16 protein-coding genes are annotated in these 20,539 nt (G+C 66.2%); 3 read left to right on the plus strand and 13 right to left on the minus strand.

Going from position 1 to position 20,539, the window contains the following annotated elements:
• Positions 1 to 57 precede the first annotated feature (57 nt).
• On the plus strand, positions 58 to 1,119 hold the full coding sequence (locus tag BJA_RS04110; RefSeq protein WP_011083636.1) for an AraC family transcriptional regulator: 1,062 nt from the start codon (positions 58 to 60) through the stop codon (positions 1,117 to 1,119).
• A 316-nt stretch (positions 1,120 to 1,435) separates the two neighbouring features.
• Positions 1,436 to 2,863, plus strand: a complete 1,428-nt coding sequence (locus tag BJA_RS04115; RefSeq protein ID WP_011083637.1) for a serine hydrolase domain-containing protein — start codon at positions 1,436 to 1,438, stop codon at positions 2,861 to 2,863.
• A gap of 176 nt (positions 2,864 to 3,039) precedes the next feature.
• Here BJA_RS04115 and BJA_RS04120 read toward each other — a convergent pair whose 3' ends face one another.
• Positions 3,040 to 4,410 carry an MmgE/PrpD family protein gene (locus BJA_RS04120; protein ID WP_011083638.1) on the minus strand — a complete coding sequence of 457 codons (1,371 nt, stop codon included), beginning with the start codon at positions 4,408 to 4,410 and terminating at the stop codon, positions 3,040 to 3,042.
• Positions 4,411 to 4,533: 123 nt separating this feature from the next.
• On the opposite strand from BJA_RS04120, the gene BJA_RS04125 reads away from it, so the two are divergent.
• Positions 4,534 to 5,649, plus strand: coding sequence for an FUSC family protein (locus tag BJA_RS04125; RefSeq protein ID WP_011083639.1), 1,116 nt, complete (start codon positions 4,534 to 4,536; stop codon positions 5,647 to 5,649).
• A gap of 13 nt (positions 5,650 to 5,662) precedes the next feature.
• On the opposite strand, the gene BJA_RS04130 is transcribed toward BJA_RS04125, so the two are convergent.
• The 12 genes from BJA_RS04130 to dnaN all read right to left on the minus strand — a co-directional run bounded on the left by BJA_RS04130 (position 5,663) and on the right by dnaN (position 20,306).
• Positions 5,663 to 6,310, minus strand: coding sequence for a DUF6064 family protein (locus BJA_RS04130; protein WP_011083640.1), 648 nt, complete (start codon positions 6,308 to 6,310; stop codon positions 5,663 to 5,665).
• 142 nt (positions 6,311 to 6,452) lie between these two features.
• Positions 6,453 to 7,103, minus strand: coding sequence for a 2-hydroxychromene-2-carboxylate isomerase (locus BJA_RS04135; RefSeq protein ID WP_011083641.1), 651 nt, complete (start codon positions 7,101 to 7,103; stop codon positions 6,453 to 6,455).
• Entirely contained in the window at positions 7,100 to 7,588 is a 489-nt protein-coding gene (locus tag BJA_RS04140; protein ID WP_011083642.1) for a DUF2867 domain-containing protein, read from the minus strand. Before BJA_RS04140 ends, BJA_RS04135 begins: the two co-directional genes overlap by 4 nt.
• Positions 7,585 to 8,979 carry an MATE family efflux transporter gene (locus tag BJA_RS04145; RefSeq protein WP_038965170.1) on the minus strand — a complete coding sequence of 465 codons (1,395 nt, stop codon included), beginning with the start codon at positions 8,977 to 8,979 and terminating at the stop codon, positions 7,585 to 7,587. Before BJA_RS04145 ends, BJA_RS04140 begins: the two co-directional genes overlap by 4 nt.
• Before the next feature lie 226 nt (positions 8,980 to 9,205).
• A complete protein-coding gene (murA, locus tag BJA_RS04150) occupies positions 9,206 to 10,501 on the minus strand; it encodes a UDP-N-acetylglucosamine 1-carboxyvinyltransferase (protein WP_011083644.1) in 1,296 nt (431 codons plus the stop codon).
• A gap of 293 nt (positions 10,502 to 10,794) precedes the next feature.
• Positions 10,795 to 13,230 carry a DNA topoisomerase (ATP-hydrolyzing) subunit B gene (gene gyrB / locus BJA_RS04155; protein ID WP_011083645.1) on the minus strand — a complete coding sequence of 812 codons (2,436 nt, stop codon included), beginning with the start codon at positions 13,228 to 13,230 and terminating at the stop codon, positions 10,795 to 10,797.
• Positions 13,231 to 13,511: 281 nt separating this feature from the next.
• Entirely contained in the window at positions 13,512 to 14,195 is a 684-nt protein-coding gene (locus BJA_RS04160) for a hypothetical protein (RefSeq protein WP_011083646.1), read from the minus strand.
• 140 nt (positions 14,196 to 14,335) lie between these two features.
• Positions 14,336 to 16,492: a hypothetical protein gene (locus tag BJA_RS04165; protein ID WP_011083647.1), complete on the minus strand. Its 2,157-nt coding sequence runs from the start codon at positions 16,490 to 16,492 to the stop codon at positions 14,336 to 14,338.
• Positions 16,493 to 16,610: 118 nt separating this feature from the next.
• Complete coding sequence (locus tag BJA_RS04170) at positions 16,611 to 17,354, minus strand: hypothetical protein (protein ID WP_038965171.1); 744 nt, start codon at positions 17,352 to 17,354, stop codon at positions 16,611 to 16,613.
• A gap of 112 nt (positions 17,355 to 17,466) precedes the next feature.
• A complete protein-coding gene (gene recF / locus BJA_RS04175) occupies positions 17,467 to 18,603 on the minus strand; it encodes a DNA replication/repair protein RecF (protein WP_011083649.1) in 1,137 nt (378 codons plus the stop codon).
• A gap of 91 nt (positions 18,604 to 18,694) precedes the next feature.
• Positions 18,695 to 19,060, minus strand: coding sequence for an endonuclease domain-containing protein (locus BJA_RS04180; protein ID WP_011083650.1), 366 nt, complete (start codon positions 19,058 to 19,060; stop codon positions 18,695 to 18,697).
• Between the two features lie 127 nt (positions 19,061 to 19,187).
• Positions 19,188 to 20,306, minus strand: a complete 1,119-nt coding sequence (gene dnaN / locus BJA_RS04185) for a DNA polymerase III subunit beta (protein ID WP_011083651.1) — start codon at positions 20,304 to 20,306, stop codon at positions 19,188 to 19,190.
• Positions 20,307 to 20,539 lie beyond the last annotated feature (233 nt).

Genomic DNA, 20,539 nt, shown 5'->3' on the forward strand with positions numbered 1-20,539 from the left:
AAAAATCGGCCTGACGAACGATGGTCGGTCGATTACACCAGACGGCCGCCACAACTGATGACCCTTGCCGCAACAGAGCTTGCATTTCGCGCCGCGTCCGTGGCGCTGCTGCTGGTGCTTGCGGCGTCCTTGGTCTCGGATTTCCGCAATGTGCTGGCGGCCCGGCTCGGTGCGGCCTTCGCGCTGGGCTCAGCGGCGCATGCGGCGAGCTATTCGGTAGATGTCACGTCGCGGATCCCGCTCCAGCATGCACCGCTGATCGCGCTCTCGACCGGCACCATCGTGGTGTTCTGGCTGTTCACACGCTCCCTGTTCGACGACGAGTTTCGCCTCCGCTGGTGGCACGGATGGGTCTGGGCGCTGGTGACCGCCTTCAGCTTCGCAGGCTGCGTCTGGATTGCACCCAGCGGCCATGTGCGGTTCTCGGTGACGGTGGTGAATCTGATCGTGCTCGGCTTCATCGCGCTTGCGGTCGGGGAGATGATCGCCTCCTGGCCGGCCGACCTGGTCGAGCGCCGCCGCCACGTTCGTGTCTTCATCGTCTGCGTAACCGCACTCTATGGCGGGCTGAACGCGGTACTCCAGATCGTCGTCGCCGGCCACCACGTCGGCGATGTCGCCGAAACCATCAATGCCGGCGTGCTTGCCTGCACCGTCGCGGCGATCGTCTATGCCATGATGCGCGTTGACGGGGCGGATCTGTTTCCGGCTGCGGCGGAGCCCGCGCCGCCGATTGTTTTCAGTCAGCCTGCAGCCGATGACGCGGCCGATCAAAAGCTCATCGACGCCCTGATGCGGCTGATGGCCGACGAGCGGATCTATCGCCAGGAGAACATCACCATCGGCGTCCTGGCGGGCCGGCTGAAGATTCCCGAATACAGGCTGCGCCGGCTGATCAACCAGCGGCTCGGTTACCGCAACTTCAATGTCTTCCTGAACAACCACCGCATCGAGGAAGCCAAGGCCGCGCTCGCCGATCCCGCCCAGGCCGAGGTCCCGGTCATCACCATCGCCATGGACGCCGGCTTCCAGTCGCTCGGCCCGTTCAACCGCGCCTTCAAGGCGGTCACCGGCGTGACGCCGACGGAATACCGGCGGCTGAAGGTGAATGCGGCGTAACCGGCTCTTCGCCTCTCCCCGCGTGCGGGGAGAGGCCGACGCGCGAAGCGCGGCGGGTGAGGGGGAGCCTCCGCGAGTCCAACTCTCACCGCCCCCACGGAGGCTCCCCCTCACTCCAACCCTCTCCCCGCAAGCGGGGCGGGGGAGCGGACCACCGTCGTGACTGCATCCTCGCATTGCTTTGAAATATTTGAGTTATTTCGGAATCGGCCAGCACCCGCTCGGTTTCAGCCACGCTATTTTCCAAATCCGGCGAGCGCGTGTCGCCCGCATCCGGCCTGCTCTCCCGCACCTGCCCCGAAGCCGGAGAAAGCCCGTGACCCGCCGCCGCAAGATCATCCTCCTCACCACCACCATCGTCGCTGCCGGCCTCGCGCTCGGCGCGGCGCGGGCGCACGACGTGCCCAGGATCGCCACCGGCTTCGTCGCCGACATCCTGTGCTCCGAGACGTTCGTCTCGGGCCTGGATATCAGGCGGACCTTCGCCGAAACCATGGACGCCATGCCGGGCACCAGTCTGATCACCTGGGCGATGGACTACCAGGTCGATCGCGCGCGCAAGGACGTCACGGTGACATTGTTCGGCATCGGCCGCAGCCATGCCGTCTATCGCGAGGGGCTCGGCTGCACGCTGGAGCACGGCGCGGCGATCGCCGACGTCACCGTGCCTGCGGACGACAGGCAGCCGGCGCTGCTGCCCGAGATCGCCGGCCCCGCGATCGTGCCGCCGCAGAGCCCCGAGCTTGCCGCCGCGCTCGACCACGCCTTCGCGGAGCCCGCGCAGCCGCCTTATCGCCGCACCCGCGCGGTCGTCGTGCTGAAGGCGGGCCGCATCATCGCCGAGCGCTATGCGGACGGAATCGGACCGGAGACTCCGCTGCTCGGCTTCTCCATGACAAAATCGGTGATCTCGGCGCTGACGGGCGTGCTGGTGCGCCAAGGCAAGCTGAAGCTCGATGGGCCTGCGCCAGTCGCGGCCTGGAAAGATCCTGACGATCCGCGCCACGCCATCACTGTCGATCAGCTGCTGCGCCACACCGCGGGCCTTGCGCTTGGCAGCTCATTGGAGGCTTCGCTCGGCGCCGCCTTCGAGCCCGTCAACCGGATGAAGTTCATGGAATCCGACATGGCCACCTATGCGGAGAGCATCCCGCTCGAGACCGCACCGGGCACCGCGTGGAACTATCACGACGGCAACACCATCATTCTCGCGCATCTGATCCGCGTTGCTGCCGGCGGCACGCCCGAAGATGCGCTGCGCTTCGCGCGCAGCGAATTGTTCGCTCCGCTCGGCATGCGTCATGTCACGCTCCAGCTCGACGGTGCCGGCACGGTCGAGGGCTCCAGCGAGATGCTGGCGACCGCGCGTGACTGGGCGCGGTTCGGCCAGCTCTATCTCAATGACGGCCTCGCCGGCGGAAAGCGCATCCTCCCCGAGGGATGGGTGAACCATTCGGCGACGGCGACGCCAAACGCGTGGGTCGGCATCGGCGCCGGCTTCTGGACCAACCACGGCGCCAGCTTTGGCGCGAACCTTCGCATCACACACGGCTGGCCGCGCGATGCCTTCTTCGCCAAGGGCACGATCGGGCAGTACACGATCGTCATTCCCTCGGAGCGACTCGTGATCGTGCGGCTCGGCCGCTCGCCGAACTGGCCGCCGGAGGCGGACGGCGTGTTCGATCTCGTGCGCGACGTGGTGGCCGCAACGCGCGAGAACGGGAAGCTGGCGGGGGTGAATTGAGGTGTCGAGCGCCGCCTCTTCTCCCTCGCCCCGCTTGCGGGGAGAGGGTTGGGGTGAGGGGGAGTCTCCGCGAGGACGGTGAGAGTTGGATGCTCGGAGAGTCCCCCTCACCCGGAATCCAAGCTGCGCTTGGATTCCGGCCTCTCCCCGCAAGCGGGGAGAGGCGATATCTCTCTCTACTGCCGTCCCAATTCCGTCGCCTTCGCCACGCGGTCGAACCGCTCCAGCGTCAGGATCGCGTCGGCAAATTTCTCCGCGCGCGCATTCAGCACCGGACGCGCCAGCGTCAAGAATTTCTGCTGCATCGCCTGCGCATCGGGAAACGAATTCGGCTCGCCGGAGGGATCGGCATACAGCCGCTCGTGCACGCCGTCGTCCGTTGTGATGCTGACGCGCGCGCCGAACGGATGGGTGCGGCCGATCTCGAGCCGGTCGTCCTGCACCACGTCGAACTTGTCGGCGAGCGCGTCGATGGCGGTATCGCCGAGGCGGTTGTAGTCATCCCAACCAAAGCTGCCCTGATCGAGCGCGAGCGCGCCGGTGAAGAACATCGAGAACTGGCCGCCGACGATCGAGGTCGGATGCCGCTTGGTCGCGGCATCGCCGGTCAGCGTGATGCCGTTGCGATGCAGGCCGATCTCGACGCGCTTGACCTGGTCTGGCGTCAGATTGTGCTCGCGCCGCATCGCGATCAGCGCGTCGATTGCGGCATGGGTGTAGCGGCAGCTCGGATACGGCTTCACGCCGATCTTCATCGTCTCATAGGTCTTGCCGAGCTCGGCGACGGCCTTACCGGGATGCGCGTCGTCGGTGTAGCCGGCGAGCAGGCCGTGCTTGCCCTCGACCGATTCGGTCGCGCCGACGAAATCGTTGCGCGCCAGCGTCGCGGCGATCACGCCGTTCATCGCGGCGGCGCCGACCTGGTAGCGCTTGTTCCAGGCGCCGTTGACCAGGAATTGCAGCGAGCCGGCGGCCTGGCTGCCGGAGACGCCGAAGGCGGCGATGATCTGCTTTTCGCTGAGGCCGAACAGTTTTCCGGCCGCGGCGGCCGCGCCATAGGTGCCGGCGGTCGCGGTCGGATGGAAGCCGCGCGCATAATGCGAGGTCGGGTCGAGCGCGTTGCCGAGCCGGCAGCAGATTTCATAGCCCGCCACGATCGCGGTCAGCACGTCGCGCCCGGAAGCGCCGACCATCTCGCCGACGGCGAACGCGGCCGGAACGACCGGCGCGCTCGGATGCAGCGAAGAATCCGCATGCGTGTCGTCGAAATCGAGGGAATGGCCGAGTGCGCCGTTCAGCAGCGCCGCCACCGCCGGGGTCCAGGTCTTGCTGTCGCCGAACACGGTGGACTCGCCCCTGGTGTCGAGCGCGAGCGCCTCCAGCATCTTCAGGATCGAGGGGGTGGATTCCGCTTCGCTTCTGGCCCGGATCGCGCTGCCGAGGAAATCCAGCGTCAACACCTTGGCGCGATCCAGCACTTCCGCCGGAATATCCCGGTATTTCAGATTGAAGACATAGGCGGCGAGCGTTGCGGTTTCGTGGGCCATCGTGTTTCCTCGTTTTGGCGCGCAAGTTAGGCGGGCTGATTTGGCCTTTCAAGCGGCCTTGGGGCCGCGGGCATCAGCTATGCTTTTGGCAGGCGCAAGAGGATCGGACCGGGACATTCGACGATGGCACTCGCAAGACAAATGTTCGACCGGATCCGATCACGGCGGACGCAGTTGGGGTTGGCCATCCGGGTCACGGTCGCCGCGGTGGCGGCCTATGCCATTGCCACCGCGCTGCATCTGCTCTTGCCGCTCTGGGCGGTGCTGACCTCGCTGATCGTGACCCAGATGAGCGTCGGCCGCTCGCTGAAGGCGACGCGCGACTACGTGCTCGGCACGATCGGCGGCGCCATCTATGGCGGCGCCATCGCGATCCTGATCCCTTACTCTACCGAGGCGGGCCTGTTGGCGCTGCTGGTGCTGGCGGTCGCGCCGCTCGCCTTCGTGGCCGCGATCAACCCAAGCCTCAACGCGGCGACGGTGACCGCGATCATCGTGCTGCTGGTTCCGACCATGCATCATTCCGATCCCATGACCTCGGCGATCGATCGCGTCAGCGAGGTCGGGGTCGGCGCCATCACGGGATTGCTCGTTTCGTTCCTGGTGCTGCCCTCACGCGCGGTGCGGCAGATCCGCGCCAGCGCGGCAAGACTGCTCGAACTGATCGCGGACGCCTTCACCGAGCTGCTCGCGGGTCTCACGCGCGGCCGCGACAACGATGCGCTGCACCGGATCCAGGACGGCATCGGCACCGCGATGGTGGGCATGAATGCCATCGGTGCAGAAGCCGAACGCGAGCGTGCCGCGCGCCTGTCGAGCGGGCCCGATACCGGTCCCTTGCTGCGAACGGTGCTGCGGCTGCGCCATGACGTCGTGATGATCGGCCGCGCCACCGTCGTCCCGCTGCCGGTCGAGGTGCAGATGCGGCTCGCCGCGCCGCTGGCGGAGGTCAGTGCGGCGATCGTGCGCTTCCTGCGGTCGGCGGCCGAAGCACTGCGGGCTGGCGCCGGCGCGCCGCCGATCCATCCCGTGCATGTCGCGCTTCAGCACTACGCCGAGGCGGTTGCCGCGGTGCGCCAGGACGGTCTGATCCGCGGCCATTCCGGCGACACCGCCGAGCGCTTCTTCGCTATCGGATTCTCGCTGGAGCAGATGCACCAGAATCTCTGCGATCTCGACCGCGTCGTCGGCGAGTGGTCGGAGGCAGCAAGCGACAAGCCCGCGCGCGTGGCGGAGTGAGCCGGTGCTGGAACTAGCAGGCCGATGCGACCCGCCGGTCACGCTGGATCAGCAGTGCCAGAGAGACAGCTCCAGCCACCAACAGCGCCCAGTCTTGCGGCACGCGGAGCAGTATCGCGGCGCTGCCGCCGACAAGCGACCATAGAAACGGGATCACAAGGAGCCAGCGCGGGACCGGCTGCCTTGTCAGCAGCAACATGCCGAAGCTGAAGATGGTGACGGGACACGGCGTGACTCCGAACATCGGCAGTTCGTTGGGGTGCTGACCCATCTCGAGGCCGAACAGGGGGTAGATCGCCGCCGCGTAGAACACGAACGCGACTCCGATAACCCCCGCTGATTCCTCATTGTAGTCGAAATCGATCCGGTTTTGGCACACGCCGAAATAGACGAAGGCCGCAGCCTGGACGACAAACAATGCGCCGAAAATGTAGGCCAGCTTGTTGATCGTTGCGAAGAAGGTCAGGTGATAGACGATCCCGGTCCATGCCCACATCGCCGCAAGAATGCCGGCGACGATCTGATCGGCCCATCTGTCCTTGCGAAACACCAGCACGAAGGCCAGCCCGCCCAACAGATATGCGAGAACCTGCATCGGCCAGATTGCCCGGTTGTAGCTCGCAAAAACACCTAGGAATTGCTCGATCGTGAACGGCAGCATGATCGCGGCTCCTTCCGCGAGGAGACGCTATGCAGCCGGCGAGATGCATCATTTGACCGGGATCAACGCGGATGCACGCCCGGCCGCGGCATGTTGACCTATGTCGGTCATGGGCCGAGGCCGGTACGCATCAGGACTTGCCCTACCGCTTCGTCAGGCCCTTGTCCTGCATGCGCCAGACCAAGAGATCGATGCGGTCCTGGCCGAAGAACGGCTCGTTCTCGAACACGAAGGTCGGCACGCCCCAATGGCCGGAGGCGGCGTGGTCCTTCTCGTTCTCCGCGATCACCTGCTCGTAACGATCCGGATCTGCGCTGATTGCAGCATCCATCGCGGCGAGATCGAAGCCGGCCTTCTCGGCAGCGCGGGCGAGATGATCGCCTTCGTTCCAGCCCGCCACCGAGCCGTCCCATAGCACGCGCGCGATCGCATCGGTGAATGCGAGCGAACGGCCCTCGAGCTGCGCCATCGCGCCCAGCCGGGTCAGCCGGTGGATGTAGGGCTGCTCGGCCGCGACATCGAACGTCGTCTTGTCCTGCACGATCGGATCCGGCCTCGGAAAGCGGAACGGAATGCCCTCGTGCTGCGCGACGCGCGTGCTGTCGAGCACCACATAGCGAATGAAGTTCGGGCTGGCCTTCTTGAAGAAGCCGGGGACGCGGACTGCGAGCGGATAGACCGGTCGCAGGTTCACCGCGAGGTCATACTCCGCGACGAGCTTCAGCGTCTTCGGCAGCGCCAGATAGCTGAAGGGACTGCGGTAGGAGTAGAAGAGGTCGACGGACAGGGTCATCTCGCCGGTTCCGCGATGCGCTTCATCATGCCGCGGACCACGAACTTGTGGAAGGGCATGATGAGGGCGAGATAGGTCCGGCCGAGCAGATTGTGGGTGCGCACCAGCGTGGTCGATGTCACCTGGCGGTCCGCCTCCGTTCCGGCGACATCGACGACGAGGCGGAAATCGAGATGGGAATCGTTGAAGCCCGCGACCAGCCGCTCGGGTGTTTCGCTGACCACCGGAAACAATCCGATCAGGCCATACGGCGCCGGCGCACCTTCGCCCGAGGTCTTCAGTCCGAACGGTCTCACCAGGATGTTGCGCAGGCGTATGAGCGCATCGACCCAGCGTGGCCCGTGCAGCACCATCCGCACGCAGGCCTCGCGGGCATTCACCGCCGTCGCGCCGATCTCCACGCGAAATGCGTCCACGAACTGCGCGCCGGCCAGCAGCGTGCCGGCGTCGACATTGGGAGGAACTTCGCGGACTGTGCCGATCATCCCACCAGTCTGCGCGCCAGCATCCGGAAGCGCAAGACCAGGAGGCCGGCATAGACGAACGTGCCGATCGAGAATCCGATCCAGACGCCGACTGCGCCCAGCCCGGTGTGGAAAGCCAGGACCCAGGCGACGGGAAAAGCGACGCACCAATAGCCGATCGCCGCGAACGCCAGCGTCATCCGGGTGTCATTGATGCCGCGCAGTGCGCCGCCCATGATGGTCTGGAGACCGTCGGCGATGAAGAAGGTCGCGCCGACCAGCAGCAGTGTCGCCGTCAGCTCGACCGTTGCCGCGCTGGCCTCGCTGCCGCCGAAGAACAGCCGTCCGAGCTCGTAGCGGCCGAGGATGATGGCAACGGTCAGGGCCGAGACCAACGCCACGCCAAGCACCGCCGCGACGAGGCCCGCACGTCTCACCGCGGCCGGGTCGTTGCGGCCGAAGGCGTGGCCGACGCGGACCGTCGCCGCCATGCCGATGCCGAGCGGGACCATGAACAGCACGGCCGTGACCTGGAGCGCGATTTGGTGCGCGGCAAGCGCCGTGGTCGAGATCAATCCCATCAGCAGCGCGGCGGACGAGAACAGGCCATATTCCAGCAGCAGGGAAGACGAGATCGGCGCGCCGAGCGCGATGAGCTGGCGCACCAGGGGCCAGTCGATCCGCCAAAGATGGGCGAGCGGGCGGTAGTCCGAAAATGGCTTTCGCCATGCGGCGATGGCGAGCACGGCGAGGAAGGTGCCGAGATTGACGAGCGTGGTCGCAAGCCCCGCGCCGAACAGGCCGAGCTCCGGCAGGCCGAACAGGCCGTGGATCAGGACATAGACCAGCGCGGCATTGACGGGGATCGCTGCGACCGTGATCCACAGCGGCGGCTGCGGCCGGTTCACCGCGCTCATCATGCCGCGCAGCGCGATGAAGCCGAGCGCCGGCGCGATGCCCCAGGCGAGGCCGTTCAGGTAGCGCTGGGCGAGCGCGGCCGACTGCGGCACCTGTCCGAGAGCGATCAGGATGTGCTCGCCGTAAAGCGGCGAGGCCATCATCGGCAGCGAGATCAGCAGCGCGACCCACAAGCCGACGCGCAAGGCGCGGCGGATGCGCCTGACGTCGCCGGCGCCGAACGCCTGCGCCACCAGCGGCGACACCGCAGCCATCAATCCGAGCCCGAAGGTAAAGCTGACGAAATAAACTGTATGCGCCAGCGCGGCGGCGGCGACCGCATCCTCGCCGAGCCGGCCGATCAGCGCGAGATCGGTCGTGATCATCGCGATCTGCCCGAGCTGCGTCAGCATCATCGGCACGGCCAGCCGCAGCGTCTCGACGAACTCATCGGCGAGATGGTTTTGCGGCACGCCGGATTGCGGCTGCGAATGATGTTGCACGGTGTCGAGCATGGTCACTCAATAGCATCACTGAGCGACGAAAACATGGCCCGTGTCTCTTCTCCCTCTCGCCGTTCTCACGGGGCCGCGACGAGTTTTGCTCGCGCTGAGAGGGTTGGGGTGAGGGGCCTGTTTCCGCAGAAAAGATGGCAGTTGGATTCGCGGAGGCTCCCCCTCACCCGGATTGCATCTGCGATGCAATCCGGCCTCTCCCCGCAAGCGGGGAGAGGCAAAGACCTCAGCTCTTCCTTTCCGGCACGCGCTTGATCTTCGCGCCCAGCGCGTTCAGCCGCTCCTCGATGCGCTCGTAGCCGCGCTCGATCTGGTCGGCGTTGTTGATGGTCGAAGTGCCCTCGGCGCAGACCGCGGCCAGCAGCATCGCCATGCCGGCGCGGATGTCGGGCGAGGTCATCGGCGCGCCGCGCAGGCGGCTGGGGCCGGCGATGATGGCGCGATGCGGATCGCAGAGCACGATACGCGCGCCCATCGCGATCAGCTTGTCGACGAAGAACATCCGCGATTCGAACATCTTCTCGAACATCAGGATCACGCCCTCGCATTGCGTGGCGGTGACGATCGCGATCGACATCAGATCGGCCGGGAAGGCCGGCCAGGGCTGGTCCTCCAGCTTCGGCACGTGGCCGCCGAAATCGTCCTGGATCTTCAGCGTCTGGTTCGAGGGCACGATGAGGTCGTCGCCCTCGACGCGGCAGACGATGCCGAGCCGTTCGAAACCCATGCGGATCGAGCGCAGATGCTCGACACCGGCGCGCACGATGCGAAGCGGCGAGCGCGTTACGGCGGCAAGCCCGATCAGCGAGCCGACCTCGATATGGTCGGGCTGGATCCGGTAGGTCGCTTCCCCCAGCGTCGCCGGACCATGGATGATCATGGTGTTGGTGCCGATGCCCTCGATTTTGGCGCCGAGCGCGACCAGGAAGTTGGCGAGGTCCTGCACATGCGGCTCGGAGGCTGCGTTGCGCAAATAGGTGACGCCGTCGGCCGCGACCGCCGCCACCAGCGCGTTCTCGGTTGCGGTGACGCTGGGCTCGTCCAGGAACACGTCCGCGCCGGCGAGCTTTGGCGCGCGGAATTCGAGCCGGTCGGTCGCGGTGACTTTGGCCCCGAGCTGTTCCAGCGCCAGCACATGGGTGTCGAGCCGGCGGCGGCCGATGACGTCGCCGCCGGGCGGCGGCAGCATCACCTCGCCGCAGCGGGCGAGCAGGGGGCCCGCGAGCAGGATCGAGGCGCGGATGCGGACGCAGAGCTCGGGGTCGAGATCCGCAGCGCGGATGCTCTTGGCATGGATATGAAGCGTGTTGCGGGCGGTCCACTCCGCCGCCGCGCCGACCGAGCGGATCAGCTCGACCAGCGTCTCGGTGTCGCGGATCCGCGGCACGTTCTCCAGCGTCACCGGATGCTCGGTGAGCAGCGCGGCGGCGATGATCGGCAGCGCCGAATTCTTGTTGCCGGACGGCTCGATCGAGCCCGAGAGCCGGTGACCGCCCTCGACGATGTACTGGATGGGCGCCACGGTGGTTCTCGCTGTCCTGTTGGGTGGGGCGGGGTGGTTCGGAGGCGGAAACTACCGAGAATTGGGCACGGTAGCAATTCGGGCTTGATGGCCGCCACGAAGGAGGTGCGCTCCCTCTCCCGCTTGCGGGGGAGGGCTGGGGTGGGGGTGCTTCAGCGGTGGGGTTGTCGAAATCTACGGAGAATATCCCCGCGAGGAGAAAGCCCTCACCCGCCGCGCGCGGGACGATGCTTCGCACCGCCCGGGGCGCGTCGACCTCTCCCGCAAGCGGGAGAGGTGCAACGAGGTCGGGGCTAGATATCGATCGTCGCGCTCAGCGAATGTTCCTGGATGAAGTCGCGGCGCGGCTCGACCACGTCGCCCATCAGCTTGGTGAAGATGTCGTCGGCCTCGTCGACCTCCTTGACCTTCACCTGGAGCAGCGAGCGCGCATTGGTATCCAGCGTTGTTTCCCAGAGCTGCTCCGGGTTCATCTCACCCAGTCCTTTGTAGCGCTGCAGGGTGACGCCCTTGCGGCCGGCGTCGGTGACCGCTTCGAACAGATCGACCGGACCGTGGACCGTGTGCTCGACGTCCTTGCGCCGAAGGTTGCCGGGGCGGGCATAAACATCCTGCAGCTTGGGCGTAAATTCGTCGAGCTTGCGGGCCTCGGCCGAACCCAGGAACGCGGAGTCAATGATCGCGACGTCCTTGACCCCGCGCACAGTGCGCTCGAACTGGAAGCCCTGGCCTTCCACGTAGTGGCCGACCCATCCGCGTTCGACATCCTCGGCCTGCTTGTCCAGCCGTCCGGCGACGTATTGGGCGGCCGCGGCGGCCTTGTCGGGATCGCCGTAGATGTCCTTGTTCAGCACGCCAGTGATGGCGGCCTGCTCGACGACCTTGCGGTTGTAGCGGGTGTGCAGATTGCGCAGGATGCTGCGAACGACGCGGGCGTCGTCGATCAGTCCGCGCAGGTCACGGCCGCTGCGGTCGCCGCCGGTGCCGGGCGTGAATATGCAATCATCGAGACCGGTCTCGATCAAATAGTCCTCCAGCGCCCGCTCGTCCTTCAGGTACTGCTCGGACTTGCCTCTGGAGACCTTATAGAGCGGCGGCTGGGCGATGTAGAGATAGCCGCCGTCGATGATGTCGCGCATCTGCCGGTAGAAGAAGGTGAGCAGCAGCGTGCGGATGTGGGCGCCGTCGACGTCGGCGTCCGTCATCACGATGATCTTGTGATAGCGCAGCTTCTCGATCGAGAACTCGTCGCTGATGCCGGTGCCGAGCGCCGTGATCAGCGTGCCGATCTGCTCGCTTCCCAGCATCTTGTCGGGACGCACGCGTTCCACGTTGAGGATCTTGCCGCGCAGCGGCAGCACCGCCTGGAATTCGCGGTTGCGGCCCTGCTTGGCGCTGCCGCCTGCCGAGTCACCCTCGACGATGAAGAGTTCGGACTTGGCCGGATCCTTTTCCTGGCAGTCGGCGAGCTTGCCGGGCAGCGAGGAGACCGAGAGCGGGCTCTTGCGCGTCAGCTCGCGCGCCTTTCGCGCGGCTTCGCGGGCGGCTGCGGCCTGGATCACCTTGCCGACGATCATCTTGGCTTCGCTAGGGTGCTCCTCGAACCAGGCCTGGAGCGCCTCGTTGAGCACGTTCTCGACCACGGGACGCACTTCCGAGGACACCAGCTTGTCCTTGGTCTGCGACGAAAACTTCGGATCGGGCACCTTGACCGACAGAACGGCGGTGAGGCCTTCGCGGCAATCGTCGCCGGTCAGCGCGATCTTTTCCTTCTTCGCATTGGCCTCGGCATAGCCGTTGACCTGGCGCGTCAGCGCGCCGCGGAAGCCGGCGAGATGGGTGCCGCCGTCGCGCTGCGGGATGTTGTTGGTGAAGCACAGCACGTTCTCGTGGTAGCTGTCGTTCCACCACAGCGCCGCCTCGACGCCGATGCCGTTGGCTTCCGCGCGCACCATGATCGGCGCCGGCACGATCGCCTTCTTGTTGCGGTCGAGATATTTGACGAATTCCTCGACGCCGCCGGAATAGTGCATCTCCTCGCGCTTCTCGACCGCGTGGCGCATGTCGGAGAGGGCGATGTTGACGCCGGAGTTGAGGAAGGCGAGCTCGCGCAGGCGGTGCTCGAGCGTCGCGAAATCATATTCGATGTTCTTGAAGGTGTCGGGCGAGGCCAGGAACGTCACCTCGGTGCCGCGCTTGCCCGGCGCGTCGCCGACCACCACCAGCGGTGCGACGGCATCGCCATGGGCGAACTCGATGTAGTGCTCCTTGTTGTCGCGCCAGATGCGCAAGCCGAGCTTGCTCGACAGCGCATTCACGACGGAGACGCCGACGCCGTGCAGGCCGCCGGAGACCTTGTAGGAGTTCTGGTCGAACTTTCCGCCGGCATGGAGCTGGGTCATGATGACCTCGGCCGCCGAGATGCCTTCACCCTTGTGGATGTCGACGGGAATGCCGCGGCCGTCGTCGCGCACGGTGACGGAATTGTCGGCATTGAGCACGACATCGACGCGCGTGGCGTGGCCCGCCAGCGCCTCGTCGATCGCGTTGTCGACGACCTCGTACACCATGTGGTGCAGGCCCGAGCCGTCGTCGGTGTCGCCGATATACATGCCCGGGCGCTTGCGGACGGCATCGAGACCCTTGAGCACGCGGATCGATTCCGCCCCGTAATCGCTCGGATTTGAGGGCTCGTTTTCGGCAGGCGTCTGCCGAGCAGGTTCTGTCATAAGAGGCCTTCGAGATGTCGCCCGAATCAGCCGCGCAAAAGGCGCTGATGTGAGGCTATTTGTGCCATGAAAGACCGCTTGCGCCTAGCGCAAAGTATCCTCCGGCAACCCTTTGACTAAATAGGGATTTTTGGCCGGTTTTCAAGCCTCGCAAAGGCCGATTCTGGGCGCCGCAAAAAGCGCGATTCGGACCCTCTTTTTCACCCCCTCGAAGGCGTGGATTTTGCGGGGTGGGAAACGGCGTTCCGGGCGCCGTGGCGCGCCGGACCAGGCCACTGGGTTCAGTATATCTGGGACGGTTTCTTATCGTCGCTGAGGCCCCAGGCCTCGCCTGAGGCCAGGGTGACGGTATCGGTGCGCACCCGAAGGCCCGACACGCGTAGCTCGTAGGAATACGTGCCGGGTGGCAGATCCAGCACTTGTGGATGATTTTCGCCGCCCGCGATCTTGATGGTTTGATCGTTGATCACAAGCGAAGCCACATCCGGCCTTAGATAGCCGAATATCAGCCGCGCTTGTCCTGATATCGGCAGGACATCGGCCTTGGCTGCAGCCTCCGGATTCCGTTGCGCTAGGCTGACCGTGGTCTCGCCCTTGGCGCGGCCAAGCTTCAGCACGGCCGGGCCCTTCGGGGAGACGAAGGCGAGTTGCACGCGATCGGCGGCGATCATTGCGTCATCCGGCTTCTCCTGCCAGCCGCGCTGTCCGAGCTCTCTGCGGTAGAAGGCGAGCACCTCGCTGAGCTCCGCGGGCACGCGCGCTTCGATCTCGAGCCGGAGCGGGACCTTGGCGTCATGCGCGTGCGTGGTGCGGAATTGGCTGAAGCTGCTTTGCTTCGGTGCCGGCATGTCGACGTCGGGATCTGCCGTCAGCGGCTCCTTCGAACAGCCTGCGAGAAGCGTGAGGGCGCACACCAGCAGCCGCCATCGTGCCGGAACTCTCGTCCCGCGCTTGACCGTTGTCATGCTCCATCTCCGAGAATGTCGCGCGTGGTGATCTTCGCGCGATGCGGCGGCTGCGACACGGTCGCCGCCGCTTCCAGACGACTAGTCGCCCCAGGAACCGGACAGGTTCAACCTGGCCGTTACAGGTACAGGCGGCGGGATCAATACATCTGCAGCGGAAGCACCTTGCCGGTCGGACCCACCATCAGGCCCCAGGCATCGCCGGCGGCGACCGTGAGGGTCTCGGTGCGGGCGGGACGCCCCGGTACGCGCAGCGCATACTGATACTTGCCGGGCGCCAGATCGAGCATCGGACCTTTCGGCGACTGCGGGCCGCCGGCGCCGGCCGCGATCTTGATGGTCTGCTTGTTGATCGTGAGCGATGCTTCCTTCGCCCCGATATTGCCGAGCATCACCCTGGCCTGGCCCGGCTTGGGCATGATGTCCGCCTTGGTCGCGGCATCCGGATTCTTCTGCGCCAGATTGACAATGGTCTCGCCTTTGGCGCGACCGAGCTTGAGCACGGCCGGGCCTTGCGGCGAGGTGAAGTCGATCTGCGCGCTATCTGCGGACACGGCGGCACCGTCGGCCTTCTCCTGCCAGCCGAGCTTTCCAAGTTCAGTGCGGTAGAACGCCAGCACGTCGCCGAGCGGGGCGGGGATGCTGGCCTCCAGCTCGCGGCGGAACGGCGTCTCCGTGCCCGGCAGTTTCGTGGTGGCGAGCGAGGTCGACGAACGCTGCGTCGGCACGGGCAGCTGGGACTCGGTGTCCGGCTTGAGCGGCTCGGATGACTTGGCCTGCACCTCTGCAGGCTTATCCGCAGGCTTGGCCGCAGCCACCCTGAGGCCCGAACCCTCGGCACTCACCCGCACCTCGGGGCCCATCTGCATCACGGTGAAGGAGATCGACTTGCCGCTTCTGGCAAACTCCAGCATCGCCATGTTGGGCTGGTTGATGACCGAAGGCCGCTCGTTCCAGCCCAATGGCTTCAGCGAGGCCCGGTAGAACGCGGTCAGCGCCTTCACGCTCGATGTGGACGAGAATTCGAGGCTGCCGTCGCTGCCTTCGAACTTCACGCCCTCGGCGTTCTCCGGCAGCGGCACCGGCGTCTTGCTGTCGGCGAGCGCGTTGAGCGGGGCATCGGACAGCGCGGCCGCCTGCACCTTGCGGCGCGCCTCGTCGGCGGCGATGACCTGCTTTGCGGCTGCCGCGGCATCGCTGAAGAATCTGTCGTCAGCCTCCTTCTTTGCCTTGGCGCGGGCGGCAAGGGCTGATTCCTTCACCTGCGCGGTCAGGCTGACCATGGTGAAATCGTATTTGCGGCCAAGCCGCAGCACGCCGGCTTCCTCGGCGTTGGAGATCTTGATCGCCACCTCGTCGCCGGGCGCGAGCGGCGCGCTGCCGTCCTCCTGCCAGCCGCGCGCGGCGAGCTCGCGATGATAGAAGGCCAGCACCGCGGGCAGCTCGGCCATCGCGGCCGCCGACATCTCGCGCTTGTTGGAGCTTGCGCTGCCGAGCCCCCTCGACGACTTGGTGAAAGTTGGCCGCGGCAGCCCGGCGGCGTCGCTGTCGGCCTTGAGATCGAAGGGAAGCGCGAAGGGCGCGACGCGGATGTCGACATTGGTGCGGCCGTCGTCCCGGCGCGTCAACGTCAGCATGACGGGCTTCTGCTTGTAGAAGCCGGTGACCTCACTGTCGGGATGCTCGTAGAACACGCGTAAGCCGTTGGGAACGGTCTCATCCAGGCTGGTCGTCCAGCGCGCGGCCGTTTCCGGCGTGAGCTTGCGCCAGCCGATCGCTTCCATCTGGCTGGCGTAAAAGTCCGATGTCGTATCGAGCGCGCTGGGCGCGATGCAGCCGAGATAGGGCCTTGTGCCATCGAACACGATGTCGCTCGCGCCGTCGGGGAACGGCACGTTGCCGTAGATCCGGTCGGTCGAATAGTAGACCACGGACTGGTCGGGCCGGCCGAGGGCCTGCGTGAAATGAACGGACAGGCCCTGCCGTCCCTTCTTGAAATTCAGCGTGGTGCTCTTCTCCTCCAGTGGCCGTACATAGGGCACCCAGCCGGCGGCGCCGAGGAGCTTCTTCACCGCCGGCGACGTCACGGATTCCGGCGTCGGCATGCGATATTCGACGCGGTAGGGATCGGGGCGCGAATTATCCTCCACCGCACCCTCGAGCTGCGGCAGCGCGTGAACGTCGACAATGCCATCGTCGGCGCGTGCGGGCAGAGACGCGCTCGCCATGAGCAGAAGGCCGCAGGCAAGCAGCCGCCAGCGTGCCGGGACCTGCGTCCCGCGCTTGATGATCGACATCGCCAAAACTCCTGGATTTCGCGCGGGTCTTGATCCCTCGCGCAATTGCAGGCTGCGACACCGTCGGCGCGGCCTCGGATGAGAAGTCGCGGCAGGAACCCGTGAGGTTCAAAAGGGCTCAATACAGCAGGAGCGGCGACCATGCGTCACCGTCGGGCCCGACGGTGAGCTCCCAGGTATCGCCGACAGCGACGTCGAGGACATTCGTGGTGGCTGGATGGCCCGGCACGCTCATCTCGTAGGAATATTTGCCGGGCTGCAGATCCAGCGACACCGCATGGGCGCCGGCGGCGCGCTTGATGGTCTGCTCATTGATCGTGAGCGTGGCGTCCGTCTTGCTGATATTGGCGAACACCAGCTTGGCCTGGCCGGGTTCGGGCATGACGTTCGCGTCGGTCGCGACCAATGCGTTCTTCTGTACGAGCTTGACCGTGGTGCTGCTGTCCTTGCGGTGGAGCTCCAGCAGCGCTGGTCCCAGCGGGGAGGCGAAGGCGAGCTGGACGTGATCGGCGGCGATCACCGCGCCGTCGCGCTGCTCCTGCCAACCGAGCTTGCTTAGCTCGGTGCGGTAGAAGGCGAGCACGTTGCCGAGCTCGGCGGGTACGGTGGCCTCCAGTCTGATGCGAAGCGGCGCTTTAACGCCCTGCACCACGGTGGTGTGGGTCCCCCTGTAGCTGTAACGGGTCGGCGCGGGCAGCTTGGCCTCGGGGTCCGGCGTGAGCTCTGCCGAAAACAGCCGCGGCAGATCCGGCACAAAGGCGCCGGCGGTTGCCGCGAGCATGCAGCTTGCGAGCAGGGCGAGGCCGCACGCAAACGCTCGCCATCGTGCCGGGGCTTGCGCCCCGGGCCTTACCGTCCGCATCTCACTCTCCAAGAGATTGCGATTCATGTCATCGCGCAGTCACGGCTGCGACGTCGTCGGCGCGGCCTCCGACAGCTAGTCGCGGCGGGAAATCGTCGGGTTCAATGGCGTTCTAGCGCCGGGCGGAGACGCGTCCGCTCTCGACGTCAAAGACTTCGCCCCCGGCGCCGATCTCGGCGAAAGCGGCGGGGTCCGCGCCGGTCAGCCAGACCTGCGCGCCGAGCTTCTTCAGCTCCTCGAACAGCGCGGCGCGGCGGTTCGGATCGAGATGGGCGACGACCTCGTCGAGCAGCAGCAGCGGCACGATGCCGGTCATCTCGGCGACCAGCGTCGCGTGCGCCAGCACGAGGCCGATCAGAAGCGCCTTCTGCTCGCCGGTCGAGGCATCGCGCGCCGGCATTCCTTTCGGCGCGTAGATGACCTGGAGATCGGTCAAATGCGGGCCGTCGGTGGTGCGGCCGGCAATCGCATCGCGCGGGCGGTTGTCGCGCAGGATCTGGCGGTAGCGGTCCTCGACCGACGTCGCGGTCTCCCGGAGCAGCGCGTTCTCCATCCAGCCGTCGAGCGCGATCTGCGCCGAAGGAAAGGCGGAAGCCTGCGCGCGCGCGCTCAGCATGCCGGTCAGCCTTGCTGCGGTCTGGCCGCGGGTTGCTGCGACCGCGACCGCAAGCTCGGCGGTCTCGCGCTCGATCGCGTCACACCAATGGTCGTCGTAATTGCGTGTCTCGAGCAGGCGGTTGCGCGAGCGGAGGGAGCGCTCGAGCGCGTTGATGCGGCTGGAATGCTCGCTGTCGATGGCGAGCACCAGGCGGTCGAAGAAGCGCCGTCGCTCGGAGGCCGCGCCCATGAACAGCCCGTCCATCGCCGGCGTCAGCCACACCATGCGGATGTGGTCGCCGAAGGCGGCCGCCGAATTCACCGGCTCGCGGTCGATGCGGCAGCGCCGGCTCACGGCAGCGTCGGCGCGCGGCGGCTCGATGCCGGTGCCGAGCGTGGCGAGGCCCAATGCGCCCTCGACCTGCGCAGACACGGCCCAGGAGCCGTCGCCCTGATTGTCGGCAACGTCCTCCAGCGTCGCACGGCGCAGGCCGCGCCCCGGCGACAGGAACGAGATCGCCTCGATGCAATTGGTCTTGCCCGCCCCGTTCGGCCCGACCAGCGCCACCATGTCAGCCGCCGTCTCGAGCCCCGCCGCCCGATAATTGCGAAAATGCGTCAGCGTCAGGCGATGAATGCGGGAGGGGGTCATTTTAACTCGTCATTGCCGGGCAGTGCCTTTCCCTCCCCCCTTGTGGGGGAGGGTGGCGCCTCACGAAGTGAGGCGACGGGTGAGGGGTATGTTACCGCGTGGCGAGCTTTGCAAGAATGTCTTCCAGCACAGCCGCGGGCTGTTGCAACACCTCGTTGTTCCAGTAACGCGCTATGGCGAAACCTGCCGCGGACAAGGCTGCGTCACGAGTTGCGTCGCCTTGTGATTCCGCATGTTGGCTTCCGTCAATCTCGATCACGAGCCTCTTCTCGAAACAGACAAAGTCGAGAATGTAGTTCTTGAACGGCTCCTGTCGGCGAAACTTGAAAGTGGAGAGCCGACGATCCCTCAACAAGCGCCACATTGCCCTCTCGGCGTCAGTCGGCTCGTGCCGCATCTTCCTTGCAAATTGGCGGAGAGGCGGGGCGATCGGTCGATGGGACGGGTCTCGTGGCACCAACCCCTCACCCAAGTGAGCTTGCGTCAAACATTGGTGCAGCCCTCTCCCACAGGGGGAGAGGGCGCAGTAACGTGCATCGCGCGCGGTTCTAAGGGCAGTGTGTGCTGGCGAGGGAGCACGTCCCTCACACCCGCATCGGCATCAGCACGTAGAGCGCGCTCTTGTCGTCGCGGTCCTGGACCAGGGTGGGCGAGCCGGGGTCGGCGAGCCTGAGGGTCGCGACCTCGCCTTCGATCTGGGCGGCGATGTCGAGCAGATAGCGGGAGTTGAAGCCGATATCGAGGGCGTCGGAGGCGTATTCGACCTCGAGCTCTTCGGTCGCGCTGCCGGAATCCGGATTGGTCACCGACAGCACCAGCTTGCCCGGCGACAGCGACAGTTTCACCGCCCGGCCGCGCTCGCTGGAGATGGTGGAGACGCGGTCGACCGCGTTCTCGAAATCCTTCTTGTCGACGACGAGCTCCTTGTCGTTGCCCTGCGGGATCACGCGGCCGTAGTCGGGGAAGGTGCCGTCGATCAGCTTCGAGGTCAGCACGACGTTGCCGATCGTAAAGCGGATCTTGGCCTGCGACAGCTCGATCGTCATCTCGGCTTCGGTGTCCTCGATCAGGCGCTGCACCTCGCCGACCGTCTTGCGCGGCACGATTACGCCGGGCATGCCGTCGGCGCCCTTGGGCTGGACCAGGTCGAGCTGGGCGAGGCGGTGGCCGTCGGTGGCGACGCCGCGCAGGGTCGCGGCCTTGGCGGTGCCGGCGGCGTGCAGATAGATGCCGTTGAGATAATAGCGCGTCTCCTCGGTCGAGATCGCGAACTGGGTGCGGTCGATCAGCCGCTTGACGTCCTTGGCGGCGAGCGAGAACGAATGCGACATGTCGCCGGCGGCCAGATCCGGGAAATCATTCTCCGGCAGGGTCTGGAGCGTGAAGCGCGAGCGGCCGGCGCGGATCGCCAGCACGGCGCGGTCGCCGTCGGCCTCGAGCACGATCTGGGAGCCGTCCGGCAGCTTGCGCACGATGTCGTAGAACATGTGCGCCGGCACCGTGGTGGAGCCGGCAGTCGCGGTTTCCGCGGGCAGGGTTTCCGTCACCTCGAGGTCGAGGTCGGTCGCCTTCAGCGACAATTTCGCGTTCTCGGCCCGGACCAGCACGTTGCCGAGGATCGGAATCGTATTGCGGCGCTCGACCACGCGGTGGACATGGCCCAGCGATTTCAGGAGTTGCGCGCGTTCGACCGTAACCTTCATTGCACTACTCGCCCGATCCCCAAGAAAATACAGCGGTGAAAAAGCCGGGCGGCCGAAAAGCGCGCCGCGGCACCGAAGACCCCGACAGGCCGGGGTCTCCAGCCGATATGACCAAAGCCGTCAGGGTCGCGCAAGGTGGCGCGGATGGCCCCCGGTTTCAAGGGATCGGGGGGCAGTTCCCCACGATTTACAGGCAAAAACACCGCCGCCGCTCAGGCATAGGTCTGCTCCCT

The organism is Bradyrhizobium diazoefficiens USDA 110 (assembly GCF_000011365.1).
GTDB classification, from domain to species: Bacteria; Pseudomonadota; Alphaproteobacteria; order Rhizobiales; family Xanthobacteraceae; genus Bradyrhizobium; species Bradyrhizobium diazoefficiens.

What these genes read in the sequence shown, in the direction of transcription:
- BJA_RS04110 (WP_011083636.1), top strand. Translation starts at nt 58, where the DNA reads ATGACCCTTGCCGCAACAGAGCTTGCATTTCGCGCCGCGTCCGTGGCG.
- BJA_RS04120 (WP_011083638.1), bottom strand. Translation starts at nt 4,410, where the DNA reads ATGGCCCACGAAACCGCAACGCTCGCCGCCTATGTCTTCAATCTGAAA.
- BJA_RS04125 (WP_011083639.1), top strand. Translation starts at nt 4,534, where the DNA reads ATGGCACTCGCAAGACAAATGTTCGACCGGATCCGATCACGGCGGACG.
- BJA_RS04130 (WP_011083640.1), bottom strand. Translation starts at nt 6,310, where the DNA reads ATGCTGCCGTTCACGATCGAGCAATTCCTAGGTGTTTTTGCGAGCTAC.
- BJA_RS04135 (WP_011083641.1), bottom strand. Translation starts at nt 7,103, where the DNA reads ATGACCCTGTCCGTCGACCTCTTCTACTCCTACCGCAGTCCCTTCAGC.
- BJA_RS04140 (WP_011083642.1), bottom strand. Translation starts at nt 7,588, where the DNA reads ATGATCGGCACAGTCCGCGAAGTTCCTCCCAATGTCGACGCCGGCACG.
- BJA_RS04145 (WP_038965170.1), bottom strand. Translation starts at nt 8,979, where the DNA reads ATGCTCGACACCGTGCAACATCATTCGCAGCCGCAATCCGGCGTGCCG.
- gyrB (WP_011083645.1), bottom strand. Translation starts at nt 13,230, where the DNA reads ATGACAGAACCTGCTCGGCAGACGCCTGCCGAAAACGAGCCCTCAAAT.
- BJA_RS04160 (WP_011083646.1), bottom strand. Translation starts at nt 14,195, where the DNA reads ATGACAACGGTCAAGCGCGGGACGAGAGTTCCGGCACGATGGCGGCTG.
- BJA_RS04165 (WP_011083647.1), bottom strand. Translation starts at nt 16,492, where the DNA reads ATGTCGATCATCAAGCGCGGGACGCAGGTCCCGGCACGCTGGCGGCTG.
- BJA_RS04170 (WP_038965171.1), bottom strand. Translation starts at nt 17,354, where the DNA reads ATGCGGACGGTAAGGCCCGGGGCGCAAGCCCCGGCACGATGGCGAGCG.
- recF (WP_011083649.1), bottom strand. Translation starts at nt 18,603, where the DNA reads ATGACCCCCTCCCGCATTCATCGCCTGACGCTGACGCATTTTCGCAAT.
- dnaN (WP_011083651.1), bottom strand. Translation starts at nt 20,306, where the DNA reads ATGAAGGTTACGGTCGAACGCGCGCAACTCCTGAAATCGCTGGGCCAT.